This is a genomic window from Binatus sp. (SeqCode) (genome assembly GCF_050013435.1).
Lineage (GTDB): Bacteria > Desulfobacterota > Binatia > Binatales > Binataceae > Binatus.
In genome coordinates this window covers 1-12,429 of the sequence record NZ_JBEKFG010000093.1, presented here as the reverse complement: position 1 = coordinate 12,429, position 12,429 = coordinate 1, and the positions used below count along the sequence as shown (strand labels likewise).

The window sequence follows — 12,429 nt, the reverse complement described above, 5'->3', positions numbered from 1 at the left end:
GGCTTGCCTGGCGCGCTCACGCGGACGCGGCTTCGTCGAACTTGACCAGGTCCGCGTAGAGCTTTTCGATCTCGCGGCCGAGTTGTTCGTAGCGCGCGATTAGATCGTCGGCGTCCTTTCGCGCGAGATAGAAGTTGGGATCGTTCATCTCGGCGGAGAGCGCCGCGCGCTGGGTCTCGCGCTGCTCGATTCCGGCTTCGATCTGGGTCCGCTGGCGCGCGATACGTTCGCGCTTGCGGAGCGCGTCGCGATCGTCATTTGCGGGATGCGCGGCCTTCACCGGCTGAGCGGGCTTCGCTGGTTCCGCTTTTTTTGGACGCGATCCATTCCCGTTGTTGCCACGCGTATCGCGCAATTGCACCGGCCCGGACCGCATCGGCTGCGACGAAGGCGACGCCACGGCGTCGGTCTGCGCCTTCTTCTCGAGGTATTCATCGTAGTTGCCGAGGTAGCGAATCGCATGGCCCTGGCCGACTTCGAGCACTTCGGTGACGAGCTCATTGAGAATGAAACGATCGTGGCTGACGATTATAACGGTGCCCGGAAATCGCCTGAGCGCGTCGAGCAGCGTGTCCTTCGCGATGATGTCGAGGTTGTTGGTCGGCTCGTCGAGCAGCAGGCAATTGCTCGGCCGCGCCAACACCTTCGCCAGCGCCAGGCGTGCGCGCTCGCCGCCCGACAGCACTTCGACGCGCTTGTACACGTCGTCGCCCGAGAACAGCATCGCGCCGAGAATCGAACGAATCTCCGCCATCGTCCGGCCTTGCGCGCTGTCGCTCAGTTCTTCGAGCACGGTCTTTTCATATGAGAGCGACTCGGCGAGATTCTGCGCGAAGTATCCGGCCTGCACGCTGGCGCCGGCGATTCGCTCGCCGCCGGTCATCGCTTCGACGCCCGCCAGCAGCTTCATCATCGTGGATTTTCCCGATCCGTTGGGACCGACCAGCGCGATTCGCGCGCCGCGCTCGATGGTCAGATCGACGCCGTCGTAAACCGTGAGCGCGCCGTAGCGTTTGACCGCGCCCTTGAGTTCGAAAACCCGCCGGGTACTGCGTTCGCATTTCGGAAACGAAATCGCGGGCGGCTTCTGCGCTCCCTCCGGCGGCTCGAGGCGTTCGAGCTTGTCGAGTTGCTTGATGCGGCTTTGTACCAGGCGCGCCTTGCTCGCCTGGTAGCGGAACCGGCTGATGAAACTCTCCATGTGCTCGATTTCGAGGCGCTGTTTCTCGTACGCCGCCATCTCGGAGGCGAAGCGTTCCTCGCGCGCGACGAGATACCGCGAGTAGCCGCCGAGGTATTCGGTGAGCCGCCCGCGCGACACTTCGACGGTGCGGGTGGTGACGCGGTCCAGAAAATAGCGATCGTGCGAGACCAGGATGATCCCGCCCTGGTATGCGCACAGATAATCCTCGAGCCAGTTGCGCGCCTCGATATCCAGGTGATTGGTCGGTTCGTCGAGCATCATGAACTCGGGCGCGTCGAGCAGAAGTTTCGCCAGCGCAATGCGCATCCGGATTCCGCCGGAAAATTCGGCGACGTCGCGACCGAGGTCTTCATCGTTGAAGCCCAGCCCGAACAACACCGACGTGGCGCGGCTTTCGGCGCTGTAAAAGTCGTGCCGTTCGAGCTCGGTCAGCACCTCGCCCAATTCCTCGAGCGCCGCATCGTGCACCGGCCCGGAATGCTCGTGGGCGAGAATCTGCTCGACTTCCTTGCGCCGCAGGTCCAGCGCCTGCATCCTGTCGAGCGCCGCCAGCGTCTCGCGCAGCACGGACCTGCCGCTCATCTCTGGAGCGTCCTGCGCCAGGTATCCGACCCGGGTGCGCTGCGGACGGGTGATTCGGCCCGAATCCAGCGGGAGCACTTCCGCGATCAGCTTGAGCAGCGTCGATTTGCCCGCGCCGTTAAGCCCGACCAGGCCCACCCGCCCTTCGTCGGCCATCGACCAGCTCACCCCGTCGAGGATTTTGCGTCCCCCGTAGGACTTGGAAAGGTTGTCGAGACTAAGCATGGTAAAAAAGTCATCTTATCAGCGGCGTTTGTCCGCCGAAAGTGACTCCCGCCACGACCTTTGGGAGGGCTTCCTCCGGAACCGACATTGTGTTAGGCAATGTTACACTATGGCAAAGTTCGCCCCCGAATATCCCGTGCCCCGGAGCCCGGACGAGTTCGAAAGACTCTGTCTCAAGCTCCTGCGGCGTCATTGGCAACTTCCTCAGCTCGAGCGCTTCCGCGACCCCAAACGCGCCGAGAAGGGAATCAACCTCATCGAGATCAGCGGACGCCCGCGACTCGCCGCCGTCAAGTGCGAACTGAGCGCTTCGCGAACCGACCTGACGCTGGCCGAGATCAAGGACGCTGTGGACCGGGCCGCGAGCCTGAAGCTCCCAATCGGGCGCTTCGTGATCGCGACCACGGCCGGCAAGCCCGAGGGCTTGCAGCGTTCGTTGTTTGATCTCAACCGTGCGAACCGCAAAGACGGTATCTCGGCGATCGAGGTCCTGACCTGGGACGACATCGAGGAACTGCTCGACGAATATCCTCAGATCCTCACCGATTTTGGGACCGCCGCCAAGCGCCAGGCGCTGACGCGGGCCGATGCGGCGGTTCATCTCGAGGCTCGATGCGAGCCCGCGGCGGCGGTACCTGCCGATGCGCTGGGAGAGGAGATCTCCGCCGCCGCGGCGCTTCTTGAGAGCCGCCAATATCAGTTGGCCCGGCTCGCCCTGCTCAGACTGCGCGAGCAGAAGTGGAGCCAGCTGTCGAACATCCACAAGTTCCGCGTGCTCTCGTATCTTGGCGCCGCGTGGCTCAAGGAAGGCGAGCCGCGCAAATCGGCGATGCTTTTCATCGCGGCGAAATCGTTGCAGCCCGACGAGGAGAACGCCTGCACCAATGAGGCGCTTGCCCACGAACTGCTCGGTGAGCGCGAACGCGCATTCGCGCTGGCCGACAAACTGCGCATGCAGTTTCCCTCCAGCGGCCGCGCGGTCGCACTGTGGCTGAACAATGCGCCCAAGTCGCTCGATGCCAGGGAGCTTGAAGAAAACGTCGCGCCCGAACTCGCATCCGATCCGGAAGTCGCGGTCGTGATGGCGCGCCGCGCGCTGCTGGACGCGCAGTTCGATCGTGCCGAGCGTTATGCGCGCCTTGCCAGCACCGCGTTGCCGAATAATTCGGTTCCGTGGCTGGTGCTGGGACAGGCGATTCTACTCAATGAACTGGAGGCCGGCGGGGCTGCCTCGACCGAGGCGCCGGCGCAAAACGACGGGAGCCGCGTCCGCGAAGCCGAAAGCTGCTTCACCCAGGCGCTCGCGCTGGCGCAGGCCGAACATCTGGCGTCCAGCGAAGTGCAGGCGTTGATGGGACGCGCGCAGGCACGAATCGCGCTGCGCGACACCGATGGCGCCGGCAAGGATATCGAACTGGCGCATGGCTTGCAGCGCGAGGATGCCAACGGCCTGTGCGAGTACGGGATTGTTCTGCGATCGCGCGGCAGCCTGACCGAGGCTGTCGAGGTGCTGCGCCGCGCCGCCTCCATTGGCGGCCGCGACGACATCGATTACCATCTCGCGGTCACGCTGCGCGAGCGCGATGAACCCGGCGATATGCAGGAGGCCACCGAGCTGCTGATACGCTCGATCTCGCGGCCTGAGGCGATTCCAGCGGGCGATCTTCCCTTCGCGGTCGCTTCCGTGGTCGAAGCGCTCGCCATGCTCGAGCGTTATCACGAGGCCGACGCGCTGCTGGCGTCGATTTCCGAGGAGCGCCTGCCCAAGGTCACGCGGCAGACGTTGCGCGCCAATCTGCGTTTGGCCCAGGGCAAGTTCGATCAGGCCACCAAGTTTGCCGACGAGGCTCTGTCCGAGCTCACGCTCGACACCGCCGCCGACAGCCGGCGCAAGCTGGCCGCGTTGCTCCATGATTTGGGGCGCTATCGCGACGCGCTTCCGCTGTGGCAGACACTCGCGCCCGCAGGCACCAGCAGCATCGACACGCGCCGGTTGCTGGATTGCGCAAGCCGGCTCGGCCGCGAAGACATCGTGAGCGAGCTCTCGCACCAGTTGCATCCCGAACAAACGGTCGACGCCGCCACATCCGTCACTCAACTCGACAAACTCGAACACAGCGATCCCGAAGCCGCGTTGGCCGGACTCGAGGAACTGCTGCGCGAGCATCCCGACGACCGGGTGCTCCGACTGCGCCGCTCGATCGTCGCGGCGCGTCTGGGCAAGGCCGATCTGGTCGTTGCCGATCCCAATGCGATGCCTTCGGCGCGGGAAGTTGCGCCTGCGCTCGGCCGCGCGGCCGTGCAATTCATGCGCGACGGTGGCCGCGCCAACGAGGCGCTTGCCTACGCTTACGAATTGCTGCGCCACCAGGGTGACAACGTCGATTCGCATCGCGCATACCTGACCGCGCTCGGACCGGTTGGCCCGATGCCGCACATACCCGACTTCGACGTCGCCGGACCCGGCGCCGCGCTGAGTTTTCTCGAGGAGAATTCCAACACCGAACGCTGGATCCTGCTCGAGGATGCCAACGACGCTGACGAGGCGCTCGATGAGTACGGCTCGCAATCTCCGATGATGCGCGCCGTCAAGGGCAAGCGCTCCGGCGAGAAGTTTCAGCTGCCCGAAGGCCGCTTCAGCCGCCGCCAGGCGACCGTCAAGCAGATGCTCAGCAAGTACGCCTACCGATACCTGGATTGTCTCGTCAACTGGCAGGCGCGCTTCCCCGGCCAGGCAGAAATCGAAGTGAGCTACGTACACGCCGACACGATTCCGTGGAGCGAAATGACCGACAGCTTCGACTCGATGTTCGAAGCAAACAAGGGCAGCGCTATCGTCAATGGCAACGGTATTGCCAATGGCAGCGGTACCGTCAATGGCAACGGGATTGCGAAGGGACATGCTGCCGTCAACGGCAAGCGTGAGGACCTGATCAAACAGGCCGAATTCACCTACGCGAACAAGCCCGTCCCGATCCACGCGGTCGCGGAACGGATCAATCTGAACGATCTGCAGACCATGTTTATGCTGGCGCAACGCCCCGAGGCGCCGATAAAGTGCTGCACCGGCTCGCCCCAGGAACTCGAGGCCGCTCTGGGAGCCTTCGAGCGCGCCAATGCGGTGGTCCTCGATCTGACCGCGATCGCCACCTTGTGCATGCTCGGACGGCTCAGCCTGCTGCCGAGCTGGCCGCGCCAGTTCGTCATTTCGCAGGCCACGCTGGCCGAACTCCGGCGCCTCGCGTTCGAGGATACTCTGCTGCGCCTGCCGCCCGGATTTTCCGCGTCACTCACCAGCAACGGCAATGACGGCAAGCGCGCCGACATTCAGTTGAAGGGCCTGGCGGATGCGCTGCAGTCGGTGTGCCGCGTGCGCGACGGTGTGGTGCTTGCCGCGATCGATCATGACCGCCGCGAGCGGCTGATTAATTTCTTCGGCCGCCATGGCGCAGAGAGCATCGTGATCGCCTCGATGCCGGGGCACGTGCTGTGGACCGACGACATGATCCTCGCCGATCTCGCCAAGACCGAGTTCGGCGTGCGCCGCGTCTGGACCGAGGCGGCGCTGCAGGCGCGCGCGCAGGCGGGCAATCTCGATCCCACCGAGCTGGCCACGGCCAGCACCAAGCTGGCGGGATGGGGCTACTCGTTTGCCACCCCGGGTATCGAGACGCTGATGCGCGCGGGTTCGGTCGCGGTATGGAATCCCGATCAGTTCCCGCTCAAGCAGGCGCTCGATCAGTTTGCCGACAATTCGATGAACATGTCGGATGCGTTGCGGCTGGCGGCCGAGTTGATCGTCAAGATGTACAACGACCAATACCTGCGTGGGCAGCGCCGGACCGTGACCTCGCGGCTGCTCGACCGGCTTGCGTCGCGCCCCGGCGGACGCGAAGCCGTCGAGGCGCTGCCGCGTTCGTTGCCGATTCGCTTCGGGCTCGACCTGATTCGAGCTCGCGAACTGAACGACGTCGTGCGGGGATGGGCTGCGCAAAGCGAGACGCAGTTGAGCGCTTGAGGGTTGTTCAACGCGGGCGGTTGAGATCGGATGAAGATAGCTGGGCAATGGGTCACTGGCCCATTGCCCAGCTATGAATCCTGGCGCTTCGTGTTAACCTTCGCGATCGACTAGAATCCTGCCCGGGCTAACCAGCGGAGCACAGGAGGAACGCACGATGGCGGCATTGGGCGAGGGGGATCGGATCGTCCTGATCGATCGCAGGCTCTTCAAGGACGACAACACCCGGATTTTCGTGGGCGTCATCGAGCAAACCGACGGCGACATGGTGAGCGTCCGCGGATTTGCATTTCACGTCAGCCCCTACGATGTTGCCGGACAGGAGCGCCGCGGCGAAGAGCGCGTGCGCGTGTTCTCGATGGGTTCCGGGGACATCGTGTACCAGCTCCCCAGGGATCGGGACATCGCGCGCCTGATGCTCAAGCGCTCGCCCAAGTCGATGACCCTCAGCGACGGTGAATACGCGATGGACCTGAGCGATTTTCTGCTCCGCACCTGACGCCGCGGACTATAGCTTCTCCACGAATTCGATAATCGCTGCCGCGGTATCGCCGGGATTGTCCAGCGGCACGTGATGAAACGCGCGTGGAATCTCCTTAAGCACCGATCCGCGAATCTTCCGATGCATCCGGGTAACGTGCGGCCGGCTCACCATGCCACTCTGATCGCCGCGCAGCAGCAGCGTCGGCATCGTGATCTTCCTGAGCTTCGGCCTGCTCATCCGGTTGCTATGCTTGCGCCAGGCCCGCGTTTGAGGATCGAAGCGAAACGCCCACCCGCCACCGGGCAGCTGCTCGGCGCCGAGCATCGCGAGCCGCTCGATTTCCGGCCGCGTCAGGTTCGTCTGGGGCGGCTGCAGGCGAAACTTCTTGATGATGTCGCCGGCGGAGCGCAGCTCCGGGCGAGCGCCGCCGCGCGATCGCCGGCGCCATCGCCACATCAGGCGGCGAAACAGCGGCGGCCCTCCGTGCGGCGAATCGACGATGACCAGTGCGTCGAGCAACTCCGGATGCGTGACCGCCACCCATTGCGCGACCACCCCGCCCATCGAATGCCCGACCAGCACCACGCGGGTGCCGAGGCTGTCGATCAGGCCACGGACGTCTTGCAGATACGCCGGCGGCCCGTAGTTCTTCGAATCCGCCCACTGGCTGCGCCCGTGACCGCGAAAATCAAGCGCGAGCACGCGCCCGTATGGCGTCAGCATCGGAGCGACGCCGTCCCACCAATGCGCATGCGCCGCGCCGCCGTGCAGCAGAACGAAAGTGCGTTTGTCCGGATCGCCGCCCCAGTCCAGATAATGAAGCTTGCGTCCTTCAACCTCGAGGTACCGATGGGTCGGCTCCGTTAGTACGGTAGCCGCTTGCTCTTGTGCCATAGCCGTCAATTCTATTCGACGCCGGATCACCAGCATAGATTTTCATGCGCGCGATGGCGCCGTGTTCGATCCTCGCTGGCTGGAAGCGCGTCGTCCCCTCGTGCTAACAACCGCACGAGAGCCGCTGGGAGAATCGATTGGCCAACGACATTGACTCGTAACAATTTGATCGCGAAGAGGGTCGTTCTTCTTTTGTGTCATTCTGAGCGCAGCGAAGGAAGCCGGATCCGGGATTCTTCGCTTCAGCAGCTTTCGCTCAGAATGACAAAGTCGGCGCTCGCGGTCGCATTGCTGATTCTCTGCGGATTGAGTTTTCCCGTGCTGGCGCAGAACGAGAGCCCAACTGCGACGCCCACGCCCATGACCATGCCTGCGATCCCGCGGATTGCGCTTTTGCCGGTGCCCGGATATGGGCCGGCGCCGTTGACTGTCGGCTTCATGCTATGGAGCCCCGATCCGGACACCGTGCTCCAGAGCTTCATATGGAATTTCGGCGACGGACAGGTCTCCGCGCTGCCTCCGACCGTGCTGTTCCACACCTACACCACGCCCGGCAGCTACGTCGTCACTGTTACTGCGAGCACGGCGGACGGCCATTCTGCGTCATCGTTCGCAGGCATAGTGGTGACGCAGCCGCCCCAGTAACCGCGCCGCGAAGCCGCGCACGCTAGTCCTTGAGCATCTCGATCGTGCCCGTGTCGAGGTCGTAAACGCCGCCGACAATCTTCAGCTCGCCCGATTTGACCATCGCCGACAGCTGCCCCGAAGCGGCAAGTTTTTTCACCACCAGCTTCACGTTCTCGCGCACCGCATTTTCGACCGGATCGCCGGGCATGCCACGGCTGGCGCGCACCGCGGGTTCCAACTCTTTGACGATCTCGCGGACCTCTTCTTTATCTTTTTCATCACCCTCAACCGCCGCGGTCACCGCGCCGCATCGGCGATGCCCCAGGACCATCACCAGCCGCGCGCCGAGATGCTTGACCGAGTAGCCTACGCTTTCGATTACCACCTGGTCGGCGACGTTGCCCGCCACCCGCACGGTGAATATATCGCCAAGTCCGCGATCGAAAATAATCTCGGGCGGCGTCCGCGAATCCGAGCATGCCAGCACCGCGGCGAACGGATGCTGTCCCTTGCCCAGTTCGGCGCGCCGCGCCGGCGTCTGATTGGGATGCTCCAGCTTGCCGGCCACGAAACGTTGATTGCCGTCGAGCAACAACTGGAGGGCCTGCCCGGCGCTGACCGCAGGCTCGTGGGCCGCGGCTATCACCGCGCGGGTCGCAGTGATCGACAGCGCGGCAATCGCCAGCAGCATCGACATTCTCACCAGGATTTTCTTACGTCGAATCACCATCGCTTCTCCCTCTCTGTTTTACGGTCCCGGACGCATCGCACTTCAGCATTGACACGGCGCGGCTATTCGCCAGTATTGGTGGCGATGCGACATAAATCCAGCACCAATAGAATCTTCATACCCGTCACAAACCCGGCAAGCCGAATCCTGTTTGGGCTCGCGCTTGGCGCCTTCGCGCTCGTCGGTGCGGGATGCATGGGCGATCAGATCGACGCCACCAAAAAGTTGGTTCAACAGCAACAGGAACAGCTCGAGCATCAGCAACAGGAGATCGAAGCCCTCACCGCGAATCAGAACCGGAGCTACACGCCCGCCGGCGCCGCGTCCTCTCCGGGCGGATGCGACCAAGGCGTGGAGACGGCTGCCAACCAGCGCGGCGGCGACCGATTTGCCGCCGGCGACTTCGGCAAGGCGTTGGGATACTACCAGGATGCGGTCTCGGCCTGCCCCAATGACGCCCGGGCCGAGGTCAACGTCGCGCGCACCTACGAGGCGCTCGGCAACCAAAGCGCTGCCGTCAACCACTACCGAAAAGCGGCAGACACCAAGGGCCCCACCGTCAGCGATGCCTCCGAAGAGGCCAGGGCTGCGCTCGAACGCATGCAAGCCTCCCGGCTGCCCTGACCAGCACCGCTCGCATAAGCGCTGCTGCGGCTCAGGTTGGCTCTGCCTGTCCCGCTCTGTAGTCTCGAAGATGGAAGCGACGCGCGTGTCGCTCCTTATTTTCATATTTCCATGAACGGCAACAACGAATCTTCCGACCTGACCGGCTCGCGCCCCCGCCGAGTCGCAATTATCACCGCCGGCGGCGATGCTCCCGGGATGAACGCCGCGATTCGCGCCGTGGTCCGCACTGCGGCGGTCGCCGGAATCGAGGTGATCGGTTTCAGACGCGGCTATGAGGGCCTCATCCGCGACCTGGCCGAGCCGCTCAGCACCCGTTCCGTCGCCAACATGATCCAGCGCGGCGGGACCTTCCTGGAGACCTCGCGCTCGGTCGAGTTCCGCACCCCCGCTGCCCGAGGGCTGGCGGCCCGCAACTTGAAACGTCACCAAATCGACGCGCTCATCGTCGTCGGCGGCGAGGGCTCGATGATCGGCGCGACGATCTTCGGCGGCGAAACCGGCATTCCGGTCTTCGTCATCCCGGCCTCGATCGACAACGACATCCCCGGTACCGACTACTCAATCGGGTTCGACACCGCGGTTAACACGGCGCTCGATGCGATCGACCGCATTCGGGACACGGCATTCGCCTATGAACGCGTCTTTTGTGTCGAGGTGATGGGCCGGGACTCGGGGTTTATCGCAATCGCGGTCGCTCTCGGTGGTGGCGCGGAGGCGGTCATCGTCCCGGAGATTCCGTTCACCCTCGACGAAATCTGCGATCGCGTCGAAGACAGCCATCGCCGCGGCAAACGCGCGACGATCGTCGTGGTCTCGGAGGGACCGCGCACTGGTGGCGTCACCCCGATCGCCGCGGCCCTTACCGCCAGACTGGGGATGCAGGCGCGCGTGGTCGTGATCGGCCACGTCCAGCGCGGCGGAGCGCCCACCGCCAGGGACCGGTTGCTGGCGAGCCGGATGGGCGCCGGCGCCATCAAGGCCATCCTTGACGGTACCGCGCCTTCACTGATTGGCGAGGAGCGCGGCACGATTGTATGCGTTCCGCTAAGCGACGTGGTTAATCGGCGCCGCCCGCTGGACCCATCGCTGATCGAGCTGGTCCATCAGCTCTCCACCTGACCCCCACTCGGGCTGACACCCATAAAAGTTCTAACCGGCCCTTCGAGTACTCAGGGTAACCTCCGCCTGCGTCTTTGTTTTAACACCGGGTGCACGGGGTCACCCCTGCTCGCCAACGCGGCGCAATAGTGCGATAAATCTCAGCGAAACCCCCGGGAGGAATTTTCATTTTGAACAATCCATTCAGTGTCGAAGGCAAGGTTACGATCGTGACCGGTGGCGGAACCGGAATCGGAGAGTCGATCGCCAAGGAGTTCGCGCTGCGCGGTGCGCCGGTGCTGATCGCCAGCCGCAAGCTCGAAAACCTCGAGCGCGTGCGCGACGAGATTCGCAAAGCAGGCGGTAAATGCGAGATGACGCAGGTCGACGTTCGCGACGCCGGACAATGCGACCAGATGGCGGCGGAGGCGGTCAAGCAGTTCGGGCGTCTCGATGTGCTGATAAACAATCACGGCGCCAGTATCGCGTCGCCGTCGTTGAATCTCTCGCCCAACGGATGGCGCGCGGTGGTCGGAATCAATCTCGACGGCGTGTTCTTCTGCTCCAAGGCGGCGGCCCGCCAATTCATCGAGCAGAAAAGCGCCGGCTCGATCGTCAATATATCTTCGACCGCGGGCGTCCATGGGTCGCCCTTTATGCTTCCGTACGGCGCGGCCAAAGCCGGCGTCATCAACCTGACCGTTTCCCAGGCAGGCGAATGGGGCGCCATGGGCATTCGCGTCAACTGCATCGCGCCCGGCCCGATCGACACCGAAGGCGCGGCGCCGCGGGTATGGCCAAATCCAAAGGTCAAGGAGATGGTGGCGCGATCGCGCGCGCTGCAGCGCTTCGGCCGGGTCGAGGAAATCGCCTACCCATGCATCTTCCTTGCGTCGGACGCGTCGAGCTACGTTACCGGCGCGCTGCTGATAATCGACGGCGGCGAAGGCATGCGAATTTCCGAGTAAGTGGACAAACCAATCGAGCATCGCTAAATAATTCCCTCGACTCTGTCGAGAGAGGATCAATCATATGGCCGACAAGAGCGCCGTCGGGAAAACCGGCAAACCATTCAAGATGCACGTCGACTGGAGCAAGGTTCGCGAGTTCGCCCGCGCGATCAAAGACCCCAATCCGCTCTACTTCGATCCGGAACTGGCCAAAAAGGAACTGGGCGGAATCCCGGTGCCGGTTACGTTTCTGCAGACCAGCGCGTTTTGGACCGACGAGACCTCCAGCCCCGGCGTCGGCGGCTTCGACCTGCGCCGTATCCTGCACGGCGAGCAGGAGTTCGAATTCTTCAAGCCGATCCTTGTCGGCGACACGCTGACGGGCCTGACCAAAGTCGCCGATGTGCTCGAGAAGGAAGGCGGCCGCGGCGGCAAGATGACGCTGCTGATCACGGAAACCGAGTACACCAACCAGAAGGGCGAAAAAGTCGCGATTGCGCGCTCGACGCTGATCGAGACCGGACAAGCGGTCAAAGCGTAATCGGGCCACCCGCGAGAAACGATTCAATCGGAAAATCAAAATGGCAAAACTGAAATTTGATTCGATCAAAGTCGGCGACGAGATTCCAAAAATCGAGATCAAAGGCGTCACGCGTCCCGATTTCGTCCGCTATGCGGGCGCGTCGGGCGACTTCGTCCCACTGCATTACGATCAGACCTTCGTCGAGATGGCCGGAATCCCGACCGTCTTCGCGCAGGGGATGTTCACCGCGGGCCTGCTCTCGAAGGCCGTCACCGATTACGTCGGGGTCGGCAACGTGCGCCGCTTCCAGGTGCGCTTCGCCACGCGCGTATGGCCCGGTGACGTCGTCACCTGCACGGGCAAAGTCACCAACAAGCTCGAGAAGGACGGCGAGAAGCAGATCGAGGGCGACTTGATCGTGCTCAATCAAAAGGGCGAGCCCGCGATTCGCGGCAGCTTCCGCGCCG

11 protein-coding genes are annotated in these 12,429 nt (G+C 63.6%); 8 read left to right on the top strand and 3 right to left on the bottom strand.

Going from position 1 to position 12,429, the window contains the following annotated elements; genetic code table 11:
• Nucleotides 1–16: 16 nt before the first annotated feature.
• Nucleotides 17–2,011: a ribosomal protection-like ABC-F family protein gene (abc-f, locus tag ABSB13_RS15190; protein ID WP_428110052.1), complete on the bottom strand. Its 1,995-nt coding sequence runs from the start codon at nt 2,009–2,011 to the stop codon at nt 17–19.
• A 109-nt stretch (nt 2,012–2,120) separates the two neighbouring features.
• On the opposite strand from abc-f, the gene ABSB13_RS15185 reads away from it, so the two are divergent.
• Both ABSB13_RS15185 and ABSB13_RS15180 read left to right on the top strand, forming a co-directional pair.
• Nucleotides 2,121–6,029, top strand: coding sequence for a tetratricopeptide repeat protein (locus ABSB13_RS15185; RefSeq protein WP_428110051.1), 3,909 nt, complete (start codon nt 2,121–2,123; stop codon nt 6,027–6,029).
• A gap of 157 nt (nt 6,030–6,186) precedes the next feature.
• Nucleotides 6,187–6,528: a hypothetical protein gene (locus tag ABSB13_RS15180; protein WP_428110049.1), complete on the top strand. Its 342-nt coding sequence runs from the start codon at nt 6,187–6,189 to the stop codon at nt 6,526–6,528.
• A gap of 9 nt (nt 6,529–6,537) precedes the next feature.
• Here the strand turns inward: ABSB13_RS15180 and ABSB13_RS15175 are convergent, their stop codons facing one another.
• Nucleotides 6,538–7,407 carry an alpha/beta fold hydrolase gene (locus ABSB13_RS15175; protein WP_428110048.1) on the bottom strand — a complete coding sequence of 290 codons (870 nt, stop codon included), beginning with the start codon at nt 7,405–7,407 and terminating at the stop codon, nt 6,538–6,540.
• 261 nt (nt 7,408–7,668) lie between these two features.
• Between ABSB13_RS15175 and ABSB13_RS15170 the strand changes: the two genes are divergently transcribed.
• Nucleotides 7,669–8,052 (top strand): PKD domain-containing protein, encoded by a 384-nt coding sequence (locus tag ABSB13_RS15170; protein WP_428110046.1) that lies wholly within the window; start codon nt 7,669–7,671, stop codon nt 8,050–8,052.
• A gap of 22 nt (nt 8,053–8,074) precedes the next feature.
• Here ABSB13_RS15170 and ABSB13_RS15165 read toward each other — a convergent pair whose 3' ends face one another.
• Nucleotides 8,075–8,764 carry a carbonic anhydrase gene (locus ABSB13_RS15165; RefSeq protein ID WP_428110045.1) on the bottom strand — a complete coding sequence of 230 codons (690 nt, stop codon included), beginning with the start codon at nt 8,762–8,764 and terminating at the stop codon, nt 8,075–8,077.
• Nucleotides 8,765–8,848: 84 nt separating this feature from the next.
• Between ABSB13_RS15165 and ABSB13_RS15160 the strand changes: the two genes are divergently transcribed.
• The 5 genes from ABSB13_RS15160 to ABSB13_RS15140 form a co-directional block, all read left to right on the top strand.
• A complete protein-coding gene (locus ABSB13_RS15160; protein ID WP_428110043.1) occupies nt 8,849–9,388 on the top strand; it encodes a tetratricopeptide repeat protein in 540 nt (179 codons plus the stop codon).
• 111 nt (nt 9,389–9,499) lie between these two features.
• Nucleotides 9,500–10,510, top strand: coding sequence for a 6-phosphofructokinase (gene pfkA / locus ABSB13_RS15155; RefSeq protein WP_428110042.1), 1,011 nt, complete (start codon nt 9,500–9,502; stop codon nt 10,508–10,510).
• A gap of 170 nt (nt 10,511–10,680) precedes the next feature.
• Nucleotides 10,681–11,457: an SDR family NAD(P)-dependent oxidoreductase gene (locus ABSB13_RS15150; protein WP_428110041.1), complete on the top strand. Its 777-nt coding sequence runs from the start codon at nt 10,681–10,683 to the stop codon at nt 11,455–11,457.
• A gap of 64 nt (nt 11,458–11,521) precedes the next feature.
• On the top strand, nt 11,522–11,980 hold the full coding sequence (locus tag ABSB13_RS15145; RefSeq protein ID WP_428110039.1) for a MaoC family dehydratase N-terminal domain-containing protein: 459 nt from the start codon (nt 11,522–11,524) through the stop codon (nt 11,978–11,980).
• A 40-nt stretch (nt 11,981–12,020) separates the two neighbouring features.
• Nucleotides 12,021–12,429, top strand: a 409-nt coding sequence (locus tag ABSB13_RS15140) for a MaoC/PaaZ C-terminal domain-containing protein (RefSeq protein ID WP_428110038.1), incomplete at its 3' end; no start/stop codon positions are given.